Below are 20713 nucleotides of genomic sequence, written 5' to 3' on the forward strand. Positions count from 1 at the left end.
GAGCCCCATAGCTTCCCGTTCTGAATCGTTTCATTCAGTGGTCGTCACGACCCGATGTCACAGGAGCCCTGACGTGACCGAGCTCGCCGCGGTGAAAGCCGCTCTCAAGACACAGGCCGTGGAGACGCCGTCCTGGGCGTACGGGAACTCGGGGACCCGGTTCAAGGTGTTCGCGCAACAGGGCGTCCCCCGCACCCCGCAGGAGAAACTGGACGACGCCGCCCAAGTGCACGCGTTCACGGGCGTCGCGCCGACCGTGGCGCTGCACATCCCGTGGGACAGGGTCGAGGACTACGCGGCGCTGGCCAAGCACGCCGAGGACCGCGGGGTGAGGCTCGGGGCGATCAACTCCAACACCTTCCAGGACGACGACTACCGGCTCGGCAGCATCTGCGCCCCGGACCCGGCGGTGCGCAGGAAGGCCGTCGACCACCTGCTGGAGTGCGTCGACATCATGGACGCGACCGGCTCCAAGGACCTGAAGCTGTGGTTCGCCGACGGGACGAACTACCCCGGCCAGGACGACATCCGGGCACGGCAGGACCGGCTGGCCGAAGGGCTCGCCGAGGTGTACGAGCGGCTCGGGGACGACCAGCGGATGCTGCTGGAGTACAAGTTCTTCGAGCCGGCGTTCTACACGACGGACGTGCCGGACTGGGGCACCGCCTACGCGCACTGCCTGAAGCTGGGCGGGAAGGCGCAGGTGGTCGTCGACACCGGTCACCACGCCCCGGGGACCAACATCGAGTTCATCGTGGCGACGCTGCTGCGGGAGGACAAGCTCGGCGGGTTCGACTTCAACTCGCGGTTCTACGCCGACGACGACCTGATGGTCGGCGCCGCCGACCCGTTCCAGCTGTTCCGGATCATGTACGAGGTGATCCGCGGGGGCGGGTTCACTCCCGACGTGGCGTTCATGCTCGACCAGTGCCACAACGTCGAGGCGAAGATCCCGGCGATCATCCGTTCCGTCATGAACGTCCAGGAGGCCACGGCCAAGGCGCTGCTGGTCGACCGGGACGCGCTCTCCGCCGCCCAGCGCTCGGGGGACGTGCTCGAGGCCAACGCCGTGCTGATGGACGCGTACAACACGGACGTGCGCGGGCTGCTGCGCGAGGTGCGGGAGGAGATGGGGCTGGACCCCGAGCCCGTCGCCGCCTACCGGCGGTCCGGGTGGGCCGAGCGGATCGTCGCCGAGCGGGTCGGCGGGGAGCAGGCCGGCTGGGGCGCGTGAGCGTCCGCCGGGTCCTGTTCGTCGCGGGCCGCCGGCCGTTCGTGGGCGGTCGCGCCCGCGCGGCGACAGCCGCAGATTCGACACGGCCCCGCGTCCCCGGGGACGTGCACTCACCCTCTCTCACGTAAGGACTGGACGTTCATGGCAACCCATCCCGAAGCCGCCGCCCTGCTCGCCCGCTCGCACCGGCTCGGCGCCGATCCCCGCAACACCAACTACGCCGGCGGCAACACCTCCGCCAAGGGCACCGACACCGACCCCGTCACCGGGGGTGACGTGGAACTGATGTGGGTCAAGGGGTCCGGGGGCGACCTCGGGACGCTGACCGAGGCGGGGCTGGCCGCGCTGCGGCTGGACCGGCTGCGGGCGCTGAAGGGCGTCTACCCGGGCGTCGAACGCGAGGACGAGATGGTCGCCGCGTTCGACTACTGCCTGCACGGCAAGGGCGGCGCCGCCCCGTCGATCGACACCGCGATGCACGGGCTCGTCGACGCCGCGCACGTGGACCACCTCCACCCCGACTCCGGGATCGCGCTCGCCTGCGCGGCCGACGGGGAGAAGCTGACCGCGGAGTGCTTCGGCGACACCGTGGTGTGGGTGCCCTGGCGGCGGCCCGGTTTCCAGCTCGGGCTGGACATCGCCGCCGTGAAGGAGGCCAACCCGCAGGCCATCGGGTGTGTGCTCGGCGGGCACGGCATCACCGCGTGGGGCGACACCTCCGAGGAGTGCGAGCGCAACTCGCTGCACATCATCCGCACCGCCGAGGAGTTCCTCGCCGAGCGCGGCCGGCCGGAGCCGTTCGGCCCGGTGATCGAGGGGTACGAGGCGCTGTCCGAGGAGGAGCGGCGGGAGCGGGCCGCCGCCCTCGCGCCGTACGTCCGTGCCGTCGCCTCGCAGGACCGGCCGCAGGTCGGGCACTTCGACGACTCCGACGCCGTACTGGACTTCCTGGCCCGCGCCGAGCACCCGCGACTGGCCGCGCTGGGCACCTCCTGCCCCGACCACTTCCTGCGCACCAAGGTCCGGCCGCTCGTCCTCGACCTGCCGCCGTCCGCCCCGCTCGACGAGGCGGTCGCCCGGCTGAAGGAGCTGCACGCCGCCTACCGCGAGGAGTACGCCGCCTACTACGCGCGGCACGCGGAGGCCGACTCCCCCGCGATGCGCGGCGCCGACCCGGCGATCGTGCTGGTGCCGGGCGTGGGCATGTTCAGCTTCGGCAAGGACAAGCAGACCGCGCGCGTGGCCGGCGAGTTCTACATCAACGCGATCAACGTGATGCGCGGGGCCGAGGCGGTGTCCACGTACGCACCGATCGAGGAGTCGGAGAAGTTCCGCATCGAGTACTGGGCGCTGGAGGAGGCCAAGCTCCAGCGGATGCCGAAGCCCAAGCCGCTCGCGACACGGGTCGCGCTCGTCACCGGTGCCGGCAGCGGGATCGGCAGGGCGATCGCCCGGCGGCTGGTGGCCGAGGGCGCGTGTGTCGTCGTGGCCGACCTCAACGGGGAGAACGCCGAGCGGGTCGCCGAGGAGCTCGGCGGGTCCGACAAGGCCGTCGCCGTGACCGTCGACGTGACGTCCGAGGAACAGATCGCGGACGCCTTCAAGGCCGCCGTGCTCGCCTTCGGCGGGGTCGACCTGGTGGTGAACAACGCCGGCATCTCGATCTCCAAGCCGCTCCTCGAGACGTCCGCGAAGGACTGGGACCTCCAGCACGACATCATGGCCCGCGGTTCCTTCCTCGTCTCGCGCGAGGCGGCCCGGGTGATGACCGCGCAGGAGCTGGGCGGGGACATCGTCTACATCGCGTCGAAGAACGCCGTGTTCGCCGGCCCCAACAACATCGCCTACTCCGCCACCAAGGCCGACCAGGCCCACCAGGTGCGCCTGCTCGCCGCCGAGCTGGGTGAGCACGGCATCCGGGTCAACGGCGTCAACCCGGACGGTGTGGTGCGCGGTTCCGGGATCTTCGCGGGCGGCTGGGGCGCCCAGCGCGCGGCGACCTACGGCATCGAGGAGGAGAAGCTCGGCGAGTTCTACGCCCAGCGGACCATCCTCAAGCGCGAGGTGCTGCCCGAGCACGTGGCGAACGCCGTGTTCGCGCTGACCGGCGGCGACCTCACCCACACCACCGGACTGCACGTCCCGGTCGACGCCGGCGTCGCCGCCGCGTTCCTGCGATGAGCGCCGTGAAGTCCTACGCCGCGGTCGACCTCGGCGCGTCCAGCGGGCGCGTCATGGTCGGCCGCGTCGGCCCCGACAGCCTGGAGCTGACCGAGGTCCACCGCTTCCCCAACCGGCCGGTGCGCGTGCCCGAGGGACTGCGCTGGGACGTCCTGGGGCTGTACGCCGGTGTGCTGGACGGGCTGAAGGCGGCCGGCGCGGTGGACTCCGTCGGCATCGACAGCTGGGCCGTGGACTACGGGCTGCTGGACGCGGACGGGGCGCTGCTCGGCAACCCGGTGCACTACCGCGACAGCCGTACCGACGGGATCGCGGAGAAGGTGTGGGCGACCGTGCCCGCCGAGGAGCTGTACGCGACGACCGGTCTGCAGTACGCGCCGTTCAACACGCTGTACCAGCTGACGGCAGCCCGCGGTTCGGCCCAACTGGCTCATGCCCGGCGGCTGTTGCTCATCCCGGATCTGCTGACGTACTGGCTGACCGGTGAGCAGGGCACGGAGCTGACCAACGCCTCGACCACCCAGCTGATCGACCCGCGCACCCGCGACTGGGCGCACGGCCTCGCGGAGCGCCTGGGCATCGACCTCTCGCTGTTCGCGCCGCTGCGCCGGCCGGGGGACGCGGCCGGGGTGCTGCGGCCCGAGGTGCTGGAGGAGACCGGGCTGGCCGGGCCGGTCCCGGTGACGGCGGTCGGTTCGCACGACACCGCGTCCGCGGTGGCCGCCGTACCGGCGGGCGGCGAGCGGTTCGCGTACATCTGCACCGGCACCTGGTCGCTGGCCGGCCTGGAGCTGGACGCGCCGGTGCTCACCGAGGAGAGCCGGGCCGCCAACTTCACCAACGAGCTGGGGCTGGACGGCACGGTCCGCTACCTGCGCAACATCATGGGCCTGTGGCTGCTCCAGGAGTGCCTGCGGGCCTGGGGGCAGCCGGACCTGGGCGCGCTGCTCCTCGACGCGGGCAAGGTGCCGGCGCTGCGGTCGGTGGTGGACGCCGGGGACGCGGCGTTCCTCGCGCCCGGACGGATGCCGGAGCGGATCGCCGAGGCCTGCCGGGCCTCGGGACAGCCCGTGCCGGCCACGCCCGCCGAGATCACCCGGTGCATCCTCGACTCGCTGGCCCTGGCCCACCGCAGGGCCGTCACCGACGCGCAGCGGCTCGCCGGGCAGCCGGTCGACGTCGTGCACATCGTGGGCGGCGGCACCCGCAACGCCCTGCTGTGCCAGCTGACCGCCGACGCCTGCGGGCTGCCGGTGGTGTCCGGGCCGACGGAGGCGGCGGCACTGGGCAACGTGCTGGTGCAGGCCCGTGCCCACGGCCTGGTCGGCGACCTGGCCGGGATGCGGCGGCTGCTCACCCGCACCCAGCCGCTGACGCGGTACGAACCGCGCGGCGGTACGCAGCGGTGGCAGGCGGCGCAGGCCCGGCTCGCCCGGGGCTGACGCGGTCTCCCCCGGGCCCCCGCTCCCCCACTACCCTGCATTCACCCGATGATCGATTCACTAGGAGCCGCGATGCGTGTCGCACTGTTCCTGACCTGTGTCAACGACACGCTCTATCCGGACACCGGCCGCGCCGTGGTGAAACTCCTGACCAGGCTGGGCGTCGACGTCGACTTCCCGATGGCACAGACCTGTTGCGGCCAGGCGCACTACAACACGGGCTACCGGCACGAGGCCGAGCCGCTCGCCCGGCATTTCTCCGACGTTTTCAAGGACTACGAGGCGATCGTGACGCCGTCCGGGTCGTGCGGGGCGATGGTGCGGGAGCTGTATCCGCGGATGGGCGAGCGGGCCAGGGCGGAGGGCCTCGGGGACACCCTCGCGGCGACGCTGGCGCCGGTGGTACCGAAGACGTACGAACTCACGGAGTTCCTGGTGGACGTGCTGGGGGTGACGGACGTCGGGGCGTACTACCCGCACAAGGTGACCTACCACCCTACCTGTCACGGACTGCGCGGTCTCGGTCTCGGTGAGCGGCCGCTGCGTCTGCTGCGGGCGGTGAAGGGGCTGGAGCTGGTCGAGCTGCCGGGCGCCGAGGAGTGCTGCGGCTTCGGCGGCACCTTCGCCCTGAAGAACTCCGACGTCTCGGCGGCGATGGGCGCCGACAAGGTGCGCAACGCCGAGTCGACGGGCGCCGAGGTGCTGTGCGCGGCGGACAACTCCTGTCTGATGCACATCGGCGGAACGATGACCAGGCTGCGGACCGGCATGCGGCCGGTGCACATCGCGGAGATCCTGGCGAGCACCGAGGAGGAGCCGACCGTATGAGCGGGACGTTCGTCGGAATGCCGGCGTTTCCCAGGGCCGCCCACGAGGCGGTCGGCAACGCGACGCTGCGGGGCAATCTGCGGCACGCCACGCACACCATCCGCGCCAAGCGCGCCGCCGCGGTCGCCGAGGTATCCGACTGGGCCGAGCTGCGCGAGGCCGGCAAGCGGATCAAGGACCACACGCTCCGTCACCTCGACCGCTACCTCGAACAGCTGGAGGAGTCGGTGACTGCGGCGGGCGGCACCGTGCACTGGGCCGTCGACGCCGACGAGGCCAACCGGATCGTCACCGAACTGGTGAAGGCGACCGGTGAGTCGGAGGTCGTCAAGGTCAAGTCGATGGCCACGCAGGAGATCGGGCTCAACGAGGCCCTGGAGGCGGAGGGCATCGCCGCCTACGAGACCGATCTGGCCGAGCTGATCGTGCAGTTGGGCAAGGACCGGCCCTCGCACATCCTGGTGCCCGCGATCCACCGCAACCGCGGGGAAATCCGGGAGATCTTCGCCCGCGAGATGGGCGAGTGGGGCCGTCCCGCCCCCGAGGGGCTGACGGACACGCCCGCCGAACTCGCCGAGGCGGCGCGGCTGCACCTGCGGGAGAAGTTCCTGCGCGCCAAGGTCGGCGTCTCCGGCGCCAACTTCATGGTCGCCGAGACCGGCACGCTGGTGGTGGTGGAGTCCGAGGGCAACGGGCGGATGTGCCTGACCCTGCCCGAGACGCTGATCTCGGTCGTCGGCATCGAGAAGATCGTGCCGACCTGGCAGGACCTGGAGGTGTTCCTGCAGACCCTGCCCCGCTCCTCGACCGCCGAGCGGATGAACCCGTACACGAGCACCTGGACCGGCACCACCGACGAGGACGGGCCGCGCAGCTTCCACCTGGTCCTGCTGGACAACGGCCGCACCGACACCCTCGCCGACGAGGTGGGCCGGCAGGCGCTGCGCTGCATCCGCTGCTCGGCCTGCCTGAACGTGTGCCCGGTGTACGAGCGGGCCGGCGGCCATGCCTACGGCTCGGTCTATCCGGGGCCGATCGGCGCCATCCTCAGCCCCCAACTGCGGGGCACCGGGAGCGGGATCGACGCCTCCCTGCCGTACGCCTCCTCCCTGTGCGGGGCCTGTTACGAGGTGTGCCCGGTCGCCATCGACATCCCCGAGGTGCTGGTGCACCTGCGGGAGCGGGTGGCCCAGGGCGGGGAGGTGGTCCGGGGCGGCAACAAGGTGGTGCTCAAGCCGGCCAAGGGGCACGCCGCCGAGCGCGCCGCGATGCGCGCCGCCCGCTGGGCGTTCGCCCGCCCCGGGGCCCTGCGCACCGGCCAGCGCCTCGCCTCGCGCACCCGCCGCCTCCATCCGCGCACCCTGCCGGGGCCCGGCCGGGCGTGGAGCGGCACCCGGGATCTGCCGCCGGTGCCGGCGGAGCCGTTCCGGGACTGGTGGCAGCGTACGCGGAGCGGGAAGGGAGCGGCGAAGTGAGCAGCAGGGAACGGATCCTGGGCCGGGTGCGGCGCGCCCTGGCCGACGTGCCCGGGGACGACGCCCCGTACGAACGGGCGGTCGCCCGCGGCTACCTGCGCGAGCACGGTGAGCGCACCGTCCAGGAGACGGTGGACCTCCTCGCGGAGAACCTGGCCGACTACCGGGCGATCGTGCACCGCACGGACGCGGCCGGGCTGGCCGGGGTGATCGCCGGGCTGCTCGCGGCGCGCGGCGCGTCGTCGGTGCTCGTGCCGCCCGGCCTGGACGAGGAGTGGCTCGCCGGGTCGGAGGCGACGCGGGTGGCGGACCGGGCGGAGAGCACCCCGCACGAACTGGACCGGGTCGACAGCGTGGTCACCGCCTGCGCGGTCGCCGTCGCCGAGACGGGCACGATCGTGCTGGACGGCTCCCCCGACCAGGGCCGGCGCCGGATCACCCTCGTCCCCGACCACCACATCTGCGTGGTCCGCGTCCCGGACCAGGTCGTCTCCTCCGTCCCGCAGGCCCTCGAGCGCCTCGACCCGGCCCGTCCGCTCACCTGGATCTCCGGCCCGTCGGCGACCAGCGACATCGAACTCGACCGGGTGGAGGGCGTGCACGGCCCGCGCACGCTGGAGGTCGTGCTGGTCGGGTGAGCCCCCTTCCGGGGTGTCCCTGACCACACCCCCCGATACGGGTTCTGCGCCCAATGCGGCGCGGTCGTCTCCTCCGTAGCGTCGTCGGCATGGCACAGGACGTGCCGGACGGAGGAGACGACGATGTTGCGCAACGGGGCACGACACGACCACGACCCGGGGCCCTCCCCCGAGGCACTGCGCCTGGTCAAGGTCAGCAAGTCGTACGGTACGGCGGCCGGCGCGGTGACCGCCCTGGACGGGGTGACGTTCGGCCTGGCGAGGGGCACGTTCACCGCCGTGATGGGGCCGTCCGGCTCGGGCAAGTCGACGCTGCTGCAGTGTGCGGCGGGTCTGGACCGGCCGGACGGCGGGATCGTGCGGGTCGACGGGACCGAGCTGACGGGCGGCAGCGAGACGGAGCTGACGAAGTTCCGGCGCGGACGGATCGGGTTCGTGTTCCAGCAGTACAACCTGCTGGAGACGCTGACCGTCGCGCAGAACACGGTGCTGCCGCTGAAGCTGGCCGGCAGGCGCGTGGACCGGAAGCGGGCCCGGGAGATTCTGACCGCCGTCGGTCTGGGCGACCGGCTCGGGCACCGTCCCGACCAGTTGTCCGGCGGGCAGCGGCAGCGGGCCGCCATCGCGCGGGCACTGGTCACCGAGCCCCGGGTGATCTTCGCGGACGAGCCGACCGGCGCCCTGGACACGCGCAGCGCGCGGCAGGTGCTGGCGCTGCTCCGGCAGGCGGTGCGGGCGCACGGGCGGACCGTGGTGATGGTGACGCACGACCCGGTCGCCGCCTCCTGCGCCGACAGCGTGCTGTTCCTCGCGGACGGCCGTCTCGCCGGCCGGATGGACGCGCCGACGGCGGACGCGGTGGCCGAGCGGCTGGCACACCTGGGCGACGACATGACGGCGGGGGTGTGAGCCGTGTTCGCACTGGCCCTGCGGTCGATCCGGCGACGCCCCGGACGGTTCCTCGCGACGCTGCTGTCCGCCTTCCTGGGCGCGGCGATCATCATGACGTTCCACTCGATGCACGACACGGCCGGCCGGCCGGGCGTGGACGCGGTGAGCTCCGGGACCCTGGAAACGGCGGCCGGGGTGGTCGGCGCATACGGCACGCTGCTGGTGTTCTTCGCCGTCGCCTCGACGCTGACGGTGAACGTGCGGCAGCGGACGGCCGAGCTGGAACTGCTGCGCTGCTCGGGAGCCACCCCGGCGCAGATCAAGCGGATGGTCGTGGGTGAGGCGGCGGTCGTGGCCCTGGCGGGCGCGGCACTGGCGATCGGCCCGGCGGTGCCGGCCGGGCGGCTGCTCCTGGACGTGTTCCAGGACAGCGGGCAGGTCGCCGGGTCCGTGGACCACTCCTTCGGGGTCATCGCACTGGTGTCCGGCGTCGGCATCACGCTGCTCGCGTCGGCGGGCGCGGCCTTCCTCGCGGTGCGCCGGGTGACGCGGGGGCGGAGGCGGCACGGCAGGGCGCGGTCGTTCCTCGCCTACGGGGCGCTGGCGGCCGGTGCGGTGGCGGTGTGCTCCACGTTCGCCTTATCGGCGACGGACAGCGCGCTGATGGCGCCGCCCGCGCAGGGGGCGATCCTGCTGTCGGTGGGGCTGGCGCTGATGGCGCCGCGGCTGCTGAAGGGCGTGCTGGACCGGCTGTCGCCGGGCGGGGCGAGCGGGTGGCTGGCCGTGCGGAACCTCCGGCGGCGGGCCGGGGAACTCGCCGGGATCCTGATGTCGCTGATCCTGTTCACGGCGGTGTCCACGGCGACGCTGACCATGCAGGCGGTGGAGAGCGACGCCGTCGAGGCGTCGGGCCTGGTGAAGTCGGTCGACGCCAAGAACCTGGAGACGCTGAACTTCACGGTGGTGGGCATCGTCGTGGTCTTCGTCTGCGTGATGCTGGTCAACTCGCTGTACGCGGCGACGACCTACCGGAGCGGGGAGTTCGGCCGCCAGCGTCTCGCCGGGGCGACGCCCGGACAGGTGCTGGGCGTGGTGGGGGCCGAAGGACTGGTCCTCACGATCGTCGGGCTGCTGCTCGGCACACTGGCGGCGCTGGCCGGGATCGTGCCGTTCACCGTGGTCCGCGGTGACGCGGTGCTGCCGGATCAGCTGTTCGGCGTCTGGGCCGCGGTGGCGTCGGTCGGCGCAGCGGCGACGCTCGGGACGAGTCTGGTCACGACCCGGCGGGTGCTGCGCACGCCGGCGGTGCGGGCGGTCGCGCCGGCCGCGTGACAGGACGGCCCGGTCCGGTCTCCGGGCGTCCCGTACGGCGCCGGCGGGGGCCGGGCCCCGCCGGTCCGTCGTCCGTCCGCTCGGGGCCGCCCTTCGGGTGAGGCCGGTGCGTCAGTCGTCCGGACCGCAGAGCCGGGCGAAGCGGCCGGCGCCGATGTCGCCGCCGGACAGGATCAGGCCGACGCGGGGCGGGAGCGGGCCCGCGCGGCCGGTGAGCAGTGCGGCGGGCGGGGTGGCGCCGCTCCGCGTCCCGGTCCTGTGCGGCCGTCATGAGCACGCCTCCCGCCCGCTTCACCCGCCTCCCCGGGCCCTACGCCCCCTCTCCGGGTGCTCGGTCCGGAACCGGTCCCCGTACGGCCGTGCTCGCCTCCTCCGCCTCGGTGACGAGGGCGGCGAGGGCCGTCCGCGCGCGGGCGACGCGGGAGCGGACCGTGCCGACCGGGCAGTCGCCGAGGGCCGCCGCCTCGGTGTACGGCAGTCCGAGCAGCTGGGTGAGGACGAACGCCTCGCGCCGCTCCTCCGGCAGCCGGTCCAGCAGATCGAGCAGCACGATCCCGTCGTCGAATCCGGGCAGCCCGCGCGGCTGCGCCCGTTCCACGGTCAGCTGCCAGTCGGGCACATCGGCCGTCCGGGGCCGTACGGCCGTGTACCGGTGGCTGTCGGCCACCGCGCGGCGGGCGATGGCCAGCAGCCAGGTGCGGGCCGATGAGCGGCCCTCGAACCGGTGCAGACTGCCGAGTGCCCGCAGGAACGTGTCCTGGGCCAGGTCGTCCACCGCCTGCGGGTCGGCGCACAGGTGGGCGACGTAGCGGATGACGTCACGGTGCAGGGCGCGGACGAAGCGGTCGACGGCGTCGGAGTCACCGCCGCGCGCGGCCAGCGCCCAGGCGGTCGCCGCGTCGTCGGTGGGTCTCCCGGGGGAAGTGGGCAGGGTGGAAGTGATCACCTGAGGTCCTTCGCGGAGGAACCGGGAACCGCGGGCGTGCGCGGACCGGTCGGCGGGGGGGTACGGCCGCGGGCGGTACGACGCGCGGGGGCGTACGGGCACACGACCGGGGCCCGGGGCGCACGGGGGCGGCCCGGGGTGTCACCGGCTGCCGTCAGACGGCAGCGACCCCGGCGGGCGGACCGCGTGAGGTGATCGCGTGGACGAGGAGGAGGAGACGCGGCACGCGGCGCGAGCGGCGGCGCCGGCGGACGCGGAGGGACGGTCTGCGCGGCGGCACGGGCGCGAGGAACAGCGGCCGCACCGGGGCGGCCAGCCATCCGCCGACGGCCCGCAGCACCCGGAACACCGCCCGCTCGCCGTACCCGAGCCACAGACCGCACAGCAGCGCGGCCGACAGGTGGGCGGCGAGCATGCCGGCCGAGGAGTGGCCGGAGGACGCCATGTGCCCCTGCGCGTCCGCGCCCGTCGGGGTGGGCACGGGCACGGAGTGCGTGCCGTGCGGCATCGCGCCCGTGCCCGTGGGACCGGCGCCGGCGGGGGCCGTCAGGGAGAAGGCCGAGTGCAGAACCGTCTGGGCGGCGACGGCGACGGCGGTGATCAGCGGCAGTCCGCGCTCGCGCCCCGCGAGGCCCCAGCCCAGGGCGCCGGTCACGGCCCAGCCGGCCGCCAGCGTCCGGAGGGGGACGTGGTCGCCGGACATCATGACGTGCCCCAGGGCGGCGAGCACGACGCAGACGACCGCGAACACCGCGGCCCGCCCCGTGCGAGCACCCCGTCCAGCAGTCATGGCCCCTCGTCGTCGTATCCGGGCCGACCGGCCGCCCGTGGATACGGCTTCTCCCGCACCCACGACTCATTCCCCGGAATGTGATCCTGAACACCCTTCGCCCGCACGGGAGTCGGCCTCCGGACGCGTCCTGTCCCCCGAGCGAGCTACGGGCAAGTGTCCACCGTGCGGTGACGTTTTCCGGCCACCGGATCCGTAGCGTCCATTGCGACACGCGGCGCTCGGCCGCGGATCCGACGAAGGAGTCCTCGATGAGAGTGGTCTGGCAGATCCTGGCCGTGGTGGCGATCTCCGCCATAGGCGGACAGAGCGTGAACGCGGTGCGGGACAGCCCGTGGCTCACGCTCGTCATCGGAGCGCTGACCACCGTGCTCGCGGTGCTGGTCTACCGGTGGGTGGTGGGGCGGACCGAGCGCCGGCCGGTCACGGAGCTGGACCCGGGCGGTGCCACTCCGGCGCTCGGCCGGGGGACGCTGATCGGCGTCGTGATGTTCGGCATGGTGATCACGAACCTCTTCACCTCCGGGAACTACGAGGTGCACGGCCTGGGTTCGCCGAGCGGCGCCGTCGGGCTGTTCGGCTTCATGGCCGCCGCCGCCGTCACGGAGGAACTGCTGTTCCGCGGGGTGCTGTTCCGGATCGTCGAGGAGTACCTGGGCACCTGGATCGCGCTGGCGCTGACCGCGCTGCTGTTCGGCCTGGCGCACCTGCCCAACCCGGACGCCACGGTGTGGGGCGCCTTCGCCATCGCGATCGAGGCCGGCGGCATGCTCGCCGCCGCGTACGTCGCCACCCGCAACCTGTGGGTGCCGATCGGCGTGCACTTCGGCTGGAACTTCGCCGCGGGCGGCATCTTCAGCACGGTGGTCTCGGGCAACGACACCGAGCAGGGGCTGCTGGACGCCAGCACGTCGGGCAACGAGTGGATCAGCGGCGGCGACTTCGGGCCGGAGGGAAGCGTGTACTCGGTGCTGTTCGGTGTGCTGCTGACGATCGTGTTCCTGTGGCTGGCCCACCGGCGCGGCCGTCTGGTGCCCCGCCGCCGGCGCGCCGACCGGGCCGACGCCACCGCTAGACTGTCCCGGTGATCGCCCCTCACCGGCTCCGGGAACTGTGGCGCCGACTGGACGTCACCGTCAGGGACCTCCTGCTCGGGCTGCTCGTCCTCGCCCTGTCGCTGCTGCCGGCCTTCCAGAACCACGGGACGCTCGTCGGCGGCGTGCCCGAGAGGCCCTTCGACAGGCTCGCCCTCGTGGCGGTGGCCCTCCAGGCCCTTCCGCTCGCCGTGCGCCGGCGGTGGCCGGCCGTCTGCCTCGCCCTGGTGGCGGCCGGGTTCGCCCTCGACCAGCTCCGCGGCTACCACTCCCCCGCGGGCGCCGCGCTGCCCCTCGCGCTGCTGAGCGCCGGGGCGTACCTGGAGCGGTACCGGCGCACCGCCATGGCCCTGTGCACCGTCGCCTACGTGGCGCTGACGGTCGCGTTCCACCGGCTCGGGCCGGGCGAGCCGGTGAGCGAGTTCGTGACGTTCTACCTGGCGATCTGCCTCGCCTGGGGCATCGGGGCGTGGCTGCGCTCCACCCGGGTCGCGGAGGCCGAGCGTCGGCACCGCGTCGCCGAGGACTCCCGGGCCGCCGAACGCGCCCGGATCGCCCGCGAGTTGCACGACGTCGTGACCCATCATGTGACGGCGATGGTCGTGCAGGCCGAGGCGGCCCGCTATCTGACCGCCGCGCCCGACCGGCTGGACCGGACACTGACCGCCGTCACCGACACCGGCCGACGGGCCATCACCGATCTGCGGCACCTGCTCGACCTGCTCAACCCCGACCACGGCCCCGGCGCCAGGACACCGACCGTCGGCCGGCTCCTCACCCTCGTGGAGCAGACCCGCCGGGCAGGGCAGCCGGTGGAGTTCACCGAGGAGGGCACGCCGGCGCCGTCGACCGGCAGCGCCGACCTCGTCGCCTACCGGATCGTGCAGGAGGCCCTGACGAACGCCCTCAAGTACGCCCACGGCGGCGCCACCAGGGTCCGGGTGCGGCACGGCGAACGGCAGATCACCGTGGAGGTCGGCACCGACGGTTCCGGCACACCGGTGGCCTCCCCCGGCGGGAGCGGCCGGGGCCTGGCGGGCCTGCGGGAGCGGGTCGACGTCCTGGGCGGCGACTTCAGCGCGGGCCCGGAGGCGGGCGGCGGCTTCGTCGTACGGGCCCGCATACCGTCGGGGAGCACCGCATGACCGCACCGATCCGGGTCCTGGTCTGCGACGACCAGATGCTGGTCCGCACCGGCCTGGTGACCATCATCGACGCCCAGCCCGACCTGGAGGTGGCCGGCGAGTGCGGCGACGGGCAGGCCGCCGTCGACCTCGCCGGCCGGCTCCGTCCGGACGTCGTGGTGATGGACGTGCGCATGCCGGTGCTCGACGGCATCGAGGCCACCCGTCTGCTGGCCGGTCCGGGGTCGCCGCATCCGGTGAAGGTGCTCGTGGTGACGACGTTCAACCTGGACGAGTACGTCTACGAGGCGCTGCGCGCGGGGGCGAGCGGGTTCCTGCTCAAGGACGCGCCGCCGGACCGGCTGCTCCACGGGATCCGGACGGTGGCCAACGGCGCGGCGCTGCTCGACCCCGAGGTGACGCGGCAGCTCGTGGGGCGGTACGCCGCCCGGATCCGCCCCGCCGAGGAGAGGGCGCCGCGGGACCTCCCCCTGACCCCCCGCGAACTGGAGGTCCTCCGCCTCATCGCGGACGGCCTGACCAACCGCGAGATCGCCGCGGCCCTGCTGATCAGCCAGGAGACCGTGAAGACCTTCGTCTCCCGCATCCTCACCAAACTCGGCCTGCGCGACCGCGTCCAGGCGGTCATCTACGCCTACCGCCAGGGCCTGACGGCCTGACCGCGAGGGGGCGGAATACCGCGGCGGCCGGGTCCGTTGTCGGCCTCGGAGGAGGTCAGAAGTGGACACCACGTACTACGACCACGGAACGCCGGCCGAACGCTGGGAGCGCGCCGGGATGTTCTTCGACGCCAAGGACTACGCCGCCGCCGCGCGCGTCCTCGGCGGGCTGGTCGAGGAGGTGCCGGAGCAGACCGGGCCACGGCTGCTGCTGGCGCGCTCCTACTACCACTCGGCGCAACTGCGGCGCGCGGAGGAGGAGTTGAGGGTCATCGTGGAACGCGACCCGGTGGAGCACTACGCCCGGCTGATGCTCGGGCGCACCCTCCAGCGGCAGGGTCGGGACGACGAGGCCCGGCCGCACCTGCGGATCGCCGCCGCGCTGGGCGGCTCCTTCGACGAGAAGTGAGGACGGGCCGGCGCCCGGTTCCCCGCGGCGGGGAACCGGGCGCCGCGCGTCATCGCGCCGCCGGGTCGCCCGCGTACGTCCGCCGTCCCCGGCGGTGGGCCACCTCCCCGAGCACGACGTCGACGACGAGGAACGCCGCCAGGGGGATGCCGAGCAGCGGGACGAAGTAGCCCAGGACGGCGATCGCCGCCAGCAGGGGGACGAGCACGTACGGCGGCACCTGCTGCCAGGCCCCGCGCGGGACCGGCCGGCCGAAGGCGGAGCCGCGGCCCCGCTGCCACCACATGCGGTAACCCCACAGGATCAGCAGGATCAGGGTGAGGGCCAGGGCCATCAGGGCGATCTGGTTCACCAGGCCGAACAGGTTGCCGGTGTGCAGGTCGATGCCCCAGCGGGTGAGTTTCGCGAGGACCGGGTAGTCGTCGAAGCGCAGGACGTCGGTGACCTCGCCGGAGGCGGGGTCGACGGCGACCGAGTCCTGTTTCTCGGGCCAGCTGCGCTGGATCTGCCGTACGACGTACGCGGACTTCTCGTCGGCCGGCGGCACGATCTCCACCGGGTCGCCCAGACCCTCGGCCCGTGCCGCCGAGAGCACCTTGTCCAGGCCGGCACCGTGCGCCGCGTCGCCCGACGCGCCGCCGGCCGCGTCGTGGCCCGCGTGCTCACCGGCCGCCTCGGCCGACACCGAGGGGGTCTCCTGGCCGAGGGAGGCGCGCAGTTCGCCGATGTTCGCGCCGGCGTAGGTGGACCAGGTCAGGCCGGTAGCCGAGAGGAAGACGAAGCCGGCCGCGGCCCATACGCCCACGCCGCCGTGCAGGGCCAGGGTGCGGCGCCGTCCACCGGTGCCGCGCAGCTTGCGCAGGGCGCGGCGCCGGGAGAACCACAGCACCAGTCCCCCGCCCGCGATCACCCACAGCCAGCTGGCGGCGAACTCGCTGTAGAGACGGCCCGGTTCGCCCAGGTGCAGATCGCGGTGGAACTCGTCGATCCAGGTGCGCAGGGGCAGCGCGCCGGTGGAACCGTACTGTTCCAGTGCGCCGCGCACCTTCGCGGTGTACGGGTCGACGAACACGGCCAGGGTGTGATCGGGGTCCACGCCCGGTACGCCGGACAGCATCACCCTCGTGGTGGCGTCCGCCCCGGGCGAGGGGCGCACGGCGGAGACGGCCCCCTCGGGGTGGGCCTCGCGGGCGGCGGCCACCTGCTCGGAGACGGGCAGCTTGCGGTCGCCGACGGGGACGGTCAGCTCGTGGTCGTAGACGATCTTCTCGGCCTGGAAGGACGCGGCGTACAGCAGGCCGGTGAGGGCGGCGACGAGGAGGAACGGCGCGACCAGGACCCCCGCGTAGAAGTGCAGGCGCAGGACGAGGGGGCGCAGGCCGGCCCAGGCGCTCTTCGCGGGGGCGGAGGCGGGGGGTTTCGTTGCCTCGTCCGGGGCGGTCGAGGGGGCGGTGGTCATCGGTGGGGTTCTCCCGGGGACGTCTTGGCGGGCGGGGTGGTGGTGCAGTAGTCGGGACGGCGGGGCGCCCGGTTCCCGGACATCACCTGTGACCTGCGCCACATATGACGGGCGTGCGATGCTGGCGGGATGGGAACTCCGGACGATCGCGCGCCCTTGGCCGAGCGGGTCGAGCAACTGCTCGCCGTGAAAGGTCCGTTGACCCTCGTCACGGCCGGTGACCCGGTGCTGCGCCGCGGCGCCGAGCCGTACGACGGGCAGTTGGGGCCCGCTCTGCTGGCCCGGTTCGTGGCGGCGCTGCGGGTCACCATGCGCGCGGCGCCGGGTGTCGGGCTGGCCGCGCCGCAGGTCGGGGTGGGGCTGCGGATCGCGGTGATCGAGGATCCGGCGCCGGTCCCGGAGGAGGTGCGCCTGGCGCGCGGACGGGTGCCGCAGCCGTTCCGGGTGCTGGTCAATCCGGCGTACGAGCCGGTCGGGGCCCGGCGGGCCGGTTTCTTCGAGGGATGCCTGAGCGTGCCGGGGTACCAGGCGGTGGTGGCGCGGCCCGTCGAGGTGCGGCTGACCGGGCAGGACGAGCACGGGCGGGCGCTGGACGAGGTGTTCGGCGGCTGGCCCGCGCGGATCGTGCAGCACGAGACGGACCACCTCGACGGCACGCTGTACCTCGACCGGGCCGAGCCGCGCTCGCTGTCGTCCCACCAGGCCGTGGCGGAGCGCTGGTCGCAGCCGGCACCGGAGCGGGCGGCCCGGGAACTGGGCTTCGAGCTGCCGTGACCTCGCCCCGGTCCCTCGTCCGGCGGGCGGAGGCGGCCGGACGACGGTCAAGGCGTCCGGCGCCGGACGCCTTGACCGTCGTCCACCGCCGAACCGGGCCGCCGGCCGTCGTTCCCCGGGGGTGGTCCGCCCCCGCCGCCCCTTGCCGTCCCGCCCCCGGGGCTGCGCCCGGACCTCCCTTCGGCCCTGAACGGGCCTCGTCCTCGAACGCCGGACGGGCTCCGGAGGGAGCTCAGGCGTCCCGGTACGCCTCCAGAAGGCGTAGCCAGATCTCGCTGATCGTCGGGTAGGACGGGACCGCGTGCCACAGGCGGGCGACCGGAACCCGGGCGGCCACGGCGACGGTCGCGGAGTGGATGAGTTCGCCGACGCCGGGGCCGACGAGGGTGAGGCCGCGCAGGATCTCCTCCTCGAGGTCGACGACCATGCGGGCCCGGCCCTTGTAGCCGTCGGCGTACAGACCGGCGCCCGCGACCGAGGCCAGGTCGACGTCGACGGCGCGGACCCGGTGGCCCGCCCGTTCCGCCTCGGCCAGGGAGAGGCCGACGGAGGCCGCCTCCGGGTCGGTGAAGACGACCTGGGGGACGGCGGCGTGGTCGGCGGTGGCGGCGTGCGCGCCCCAGTCCTCCGCCCGCACGGGCTCCCCGGCGGCCCGGGCGACGATGGCGGCGCCCGCGATCCGGGCCTGGTACTTGCCCTGGTGGGTGAGGAGGGCCCGGTGGTTGACGTCGCCGACGGCGTACAGCCAGTCGTGGCCGGTGACGCGGAGGCTGTCGTCCACGGCGAGCCAGGAGCCGGGCTCCAGACCGACCGTCTCCAGGCCGATGTCGTCGGTGCGCGGGGCGCGTCCGGTGGCGAAGAGGATCTCGTCGGCCTCGATCCGGTCACCGCCGTCGGTGGTGACCAGGACGGTGCCGTCCTCCCTGGTCACCGACTTCACGGAGGTACCGGTGCGGATCTGTGCGCCGGCCTCGGTGAGCGCCTCGGCGACCATCTCGCCGGCGAACGGCTCCATGCGGTTCAGCAGGCTCTCGCCGCGGACGAGAACGGTGACCCGCGAGCCGAGAGCCTGCCAGGCGCAGGCCATCTCGGTGGCGACGACCCCGCCGCCGACCACGACCAGCCGGCCGGGCACGGACTGCGCTCCGGTGGCCTCGCGGCTGGTCCAGGGCCGCACCCCGTCGAGTCCGGGCAGGTCGGGCAGCCGGGCGCGGCTGCCGGTGCAGACGGCGACGGCGTGCCGGGCGGTGAGGACCCGCCGGCCGCCGTCGGCGCCGGTGACGGTGACGGTCCGCGGACCGGTGAGCCGGCCCTGACCGCGGTACAGGTCGGCTCCGGTGCCCTCCAGCCACCGGACCTGGCCGTCGTCCTTCCAGTCGGAGGTGAAGGAGTTCCGGCGGGCGAGTACGGCCGCGGTGTCCAGGGGCCCCTGGACGGACCGGCTCAGGCCGGGGACGCGGAGGGCGTCGGCCCGGGCCACGACCGGACGCAGCAGGGCCTTGCTGGGCATGCACGCCCAGTAGGAGCACTCGCCGCCGACCAGCTCGCTCTCCACGACCGCGGTGGTCAGTCCGGCGGCACGGGTGCGGTCGGCGACGTTCTCCCCCACGGGCCCGGCGCCGAGCACCACGACGTCGTAGGCGGTCGATTCCGGTTGCGTCGATTGCGTTTCCGTCATGGCGCCAGTCTGGTGGGTGGTGTGCCCCGGGGCCACATGGGTAGGGGCGCGGAATACGTGACCGGCCGGCCGTGTTGTGCCGACGGCCCGACCCGACCCCAGGAAGAGGGAACGCGCGATGAGCAGCACCGTGGAGCTCACCAAGGAGAACTTCGACCGGACGGTCACGGACAACGAGTTCGTACTGATCGACTTCTGGGCGGCCTGGTGCGGTCCGTGCCGCCAGTTCGCGCCGGTGTACGAGAAGGCGGCGGAGGAGAACCCCGACCTGGTGTTCGGCAAGGTGGACACCGAGGCGCAGCCGGAGCTGGCCGCGGCCTTCGGCATCCAGTCGATCCCGACGCTGATGATCGTGCGCGACCAGGTCGCCGTGTTCGCCCAGCCGGGTGCGCTGCCCGAGGCCGCTCTGACGGACGTCATCGGGCAGGCCCGCGAGCTGGACATGGACGACGTCCGCAAGCAGATCGCCGAACAGCAGGCGCAGCAGGGCGAGACGCCGGACGCCTGAGACGGCCGCGGCGCGGGGGCTGAGGTGGGGTGGGGTCGCCCCCGCCGCCCCTTCCCGTCCCGTCCCCGGGACCGCGCCCCGGACCCCCTCGCGCGGTTCCCCGCCCCCTTCAGGGGTGTGGGGAACCGCGCGATCAGCCATGACGGGCCCGCACCCGAAGGTCAGCTCGACTCGCGTCGTATCACCGAGGCCCCCAGCACCTTGTGGGCCTCGGGCGCCGCGGCCGGGTCGCGCACCGCACGGTCGACCAGTTCGGCCAGCTCGCGGCCGGCCGGCAGTTCGAGGTGGACGGTGCTCAGCCGGGGCCGCAGCAGCCGGCCCAGCATCAGGTCGTCGGCGCCCAGCACCGCCGTCTCCTCCGGGATGCGGACGCCCTCGTCCTGGAGCGCGCGCATCAGCAGCATCGCGTACTCGTCGTTGTAGGTGAACACGGCGTCCAGGCCGAGCTCGCGCCAGCGGGCGGCCAGCCGGGCGGCGGCGCCCTCGTCGTGCGCGAGCGGCAGCTCGGTGACCGTGGCGCCGGTGCCGCGCAGGGCGGCTCGCACCCCGGCCAGGCGGGGCGCGGAGAACGCCTCCAGGCCGGGCTCCCCGGGAACGACCACGCCGATCCGGCGGCGGCCCCGGTCGAAGAGGTGGGCGCCGGCGCTGTGCCCGACGACGTCGTGGTCCAGGAGCAGGGCGTGCGCGCCCTCGACGGGCTCGGGGCCGAGGGTGACGACGGCCCGCGCCCCGGAGCGCTTGAGCACCTCGACACCGCGCGGGCCGAGCCCGGAGCCGGGCACCAGGACCGCCACGGGCCTCAGCTCGGCCCAGGCGCGGGCGGCCTCGTCGTCGTGCGGGCCGACGGTGCCGTACTGCACGACCGTGTAGTCGAGGCGGGCGAGGCAGGACAGGAGATCGTTGATGAACCGGCTGTAGAGCGGCCCGACGGGGAAGGCGGGCGCCGGCATCAGGACCGTGCGGCTGTGCCCGGCGCGCAGGCTGCGGGCCGCCGCGTGCGGCACGTACCCGAGTTCCTTCGCGGCCTCGCGGACCCGGCGCCGGGTGGGTTCGCTGATCCGGACGGCACCGGCGTTGTTCAGGACGTAGGAGACGGTCGCGCGAGAGACGCCGGCCAGGCGGGCCACATCGGCGCTCGTGGGTACGGAGCGCGTCGGTGCGGGGGACGCGGACGTGTTCGTTATCTGCACCATGACGTACGGCATCCTCGCAGAAGCCGCAACCGGCTGG

General features: G+C 73.8%; 19 protein-coding genes and 1 pseudogene. 14 read left to right on the forward strand and 6 right to left on the reverse strand.

The features are described 5' to 3' along the window. Nucleotides 1-73 precede the first annotated feature (73 nt). The 8 genes from rhaI to ACZ8ZB_RS02830 all read left to right on the forward strand — a co-directional run bounded on the left by rhaI (nt 74) and on the right by ACZ8ZB_RS02830 (nt 10021). Nucleotides 74-1234 (forward strand): L-rhamnose isomerase, encoded by a 1161-nt coding sequence (gene rhaI, locus ACZ8ZB_RS02795; RefSeq protein WP_470736124.1) that lies wholly within the window; start codon nt 74-76, stop codon nt 1232-1234. 141 nt (nt 1235-1375) lie between these two features. After that, nucleotides 1376-3415, forward strand: coding sequence for a bifunctional aldolase/short-chain dehydrogenase (locus ACZ8ZB_RS02800; protein ID WP_470736125.1), 2040 nt, complete (start codon nt 1376-1378; stop codon nt 3413-3415). After that, entirely contained in the window at nt 3412-4857 is a 1446-nt protein-coding gene (locus tag ACZ8ZB_RS02805) for a rhamnulokinase (RefSeq protein ID WP_470736126.1), read from the forward strand. Before ACZ8ZB_RS02800 ends, ACZ8ZB_RS02805 begins: the two co-directional genes overlap by 4 nt. A gap of 72 nt (nt 4858-4929) precedes the next feature. After that, nucleotides 4930-5685 (forward strand): (Fe-S)-binding protein, encoded by a 756-nt coding sequence (locus tag ACZ8ZB_RS02810; RefSeq protein WP_470736127.1) that lies wholly within the window; start codon nt 4930-4932, stop codon nt 5683-5685. Beyond that, nucleotides 5682-7160 carry a LutB/LldF family L-lactate oxidation iron-sulfur protein gene (locus ACZ8ZB_RS02815; RefSeq protein ID WP_470736128.1) on the forward strand — a complete coding sequence of 493 codons (1479 nt, stop codon included), beginning with the start codon at nt 5682-5684 and terminating at the stop codon, nt 7158-7160. Before ACZ8ZB_RS02810 ends, ACZ8ZB_RS02815 begins: the two co-directional genes overlap by 4 nt. Next, entirely contained in the window at nt 7157-7798 is a 642-nt protein-coding gene (locus tag ACZ8ZB_RS02820; RefSeq protein WP_470736129.1) for a LutC/YkgG family protein, read from the forward strand. Before ACZ8ZB_RS02815 ends, ACZ8ZB_RS02820 begins: the two co-directional genes overlap by 4 nt. A 123-nt stretch (nt 7799-7921) precedes the next feature. Beyond that, nucleotides 7922-8707, forward strand: a complete 786-nt coding sequence (locus tag ACZ8ZB_RS02825) for an ABC transporter ATP-binding protein (RefSeq protein ID WP_470736130.1) — start codon at nt 7922-7924, stop codon at nt 8705-8707. Between the two features lie 3 nt (nt 8708-8710). Continuing rightward, nucleotides 8711-10021 carry an FtsX-like permease family protein gene (locus ACZ8ZB_RS02830; protein WP_470736131.1) on the forward strand — a complete coding sequence of 437 codons (1311 nt, stop codon included), beginning with the start codon at nt 8711-8713 and terminating at the stop codon, nt 10019-10021. A 111-nt stretch (nt 10022-10132) separates the two neighbouring features. Here the strand turns inward: ACZ8ZB_RS02830 and ACZ8ZB_RS02835 are convergent. The 3 genes and pseudogenes from ACZ8ZB_RS02835 to ACZ8ZB_RS02845 all read right to left on the reverse strand — a co-directional run. Next, a pseudogene (locus ACZ8ZB_RS02835) lies at nt 10133-10264 on the reverse strand (pyridoxal-5'-phosphate-dependent protein); the annotation flags it as partial. Nucleotides 10265-10331: 67 nt separating this feature from the next. After that, complete coding sequence (locus ACZ8ZB_RS02840) at nt 10332-10967, reverse strand: sigma-70 family RNA polymerase sigma factor (protein WP_470736132.1); 636 nt, start codon at nt 10965-10967, stop codon at nt 10332-10334. 154 nt (nt 10968-11121) lie between these two features. After that, nucleotides 11122-11757: a hypothetical protein gene (locus tag ACZ8ZB_RS02845; protein ID WP_470736133.1), complete on the reverse strand. Its 636-nt coding sequence runs from the start codon at nt 11755-11757 to the stop codon at nt 11122-11124. 251 nt (nt 11758-12008) lie between these two features. Here ACZ8ZB_RS02845 and ACZ8ZB_RS02850 point away from each other — a divergent pair, with 251 nt between their 5' ends. From ACZ8ZB_RS02850 to ACZ8ZB_RS02865, 4 genes are all read left to right on the forward strand, one after another. Continuing rightward, a complete protein-coding gene (locus tag ACZ8ZB_RS02850; protein WP_470736134.1) occupies nt 12009-12845 on the forward strand; it encodes a lysostaphin resistance A-like protein in 837 nt (278 codons plus the stop codon). Continuing rightward, on the forward strand, nt 12842-13996 hold the full coding sequence (locus ACZ8ZB_RS02855; RefSeq protein ID WP_470736135.1) for a sensor histidine kinase: 1155 nt from the start codon (nt 12842-12844) through the stop codon (nt 13994-13996). Before ACZ8ZB_RS02850 ends, ACZ8ZB_RS02855 begins: the two co-directional genes overlap by 4 nt. Beyond that, nucleotides 13993-14655 (forward strand): response regulator, encoded by a 663-nt coding sequence (locus ACZ8ZB_RS02860; RefSeq protein WP_470736136.1) that lies wholly within the window; start codon nt 13993-13995, stop codon nt 14653-14655. Before ACZ8ZB_RS02855 ends, ACZ8ZB_RS02860 begins: the two co-directional genes overlap by 4 nt. A gap of 61 nt (nt 14656-14716) precedes the next feature. Next, nucleotides 14717-15064, forward strand: coding sequence for a tetratricopeptide repeat protein (locus ACZ8ZB_RS02865; protein WP_470736137.1), 348 nt, complete (start codon nt 14717-14719; stop codon nt 15062-15064). Nucleotides 15065-15113: 49 nt separating this feature from the next. Here ACZ8ZB_RS02865 and ACZ8ZB_RS02870 read toward each other — a convergent pair whose 3' ends face one another. Beyond that, a complete protein-coding gene (locus tag ACZ8ZB_RS02870) occupies nt 15114-16523 on the reverse strand; it encodes a PepSY-associated TM helix domain-containing protein (RefSeq protein ID WP_470736138.1) in 1410 nt (469 codons plus the stop codon). A 129-nt stretch (nt 16524-16652) separates the two neighbouring features. Between ACZ8ZB_RS02870 and ACZ8ZB_RS02875 the strand changes: the two genes are divergently transcribed. Beyond that, on the forward strand, nt 16653-17297 hold the full coding sequence (locus ACZ8ZB_RS02875) for a peptide deformylase (RefSeq protein ID WP_470736139.1): 645 nt from the start codon (nt 16653-16655) through the stop codon (nt 17295-17297). 232 nt (nt 17298-17529) lie between these two features. On the opposite strand, the gene ACZ8ZB_RS02880 is transcribed toward ACZ8ZB_RS02875, so the two are convergent. After that, nucleotides 17530-18975: a dihydrolipoyl dehydrogenase family protein gene (locus tag ACZ8ZB_RS02880; RefSeq protein ID WP_470736140.1), complete on the reverse strand. Its 1446-nt coding sequence runs from the start codon at nt 18973-18975 to the stop codon at nt 17530-17532. Nucleotides 18976-19093: 118 nt separating this feature from the next. Between ACZ8ZB_RS02880 and trxA the strand changes: the two genes are divergently transcribed. Beyond that, a complete protein-coding gene (gene trxA / locus ACZ8ZB_RS02885; protein ID WP_371236095.1) occupies nt 19094-19483 on the forward strand; it encodes a thioredoxin in 390 nt (129 codons plus the stop codon). Between the two features lie 161 nt (nt 19484-19644). Here the strand turns inward: trxA and ACZ8ZB_RS02890 are convergent, their stop codons facing one another. Beyond that, a complete protein-coding gene (locus ACZ8ZB_RS02890; RefSeq protein WP_470736141.1) occupies nt 19645-20676 on the reverse strand; it encodes a LacI family DNA-binding transcriptional regulator in 1032 nt (343 codons plus the stop codon). Nucleotides 20677-20713 lie beyond the last annotated feature (37 nt).

This window comes from Streptomyces sp. 12E (genome assembly GCF_055633275.1).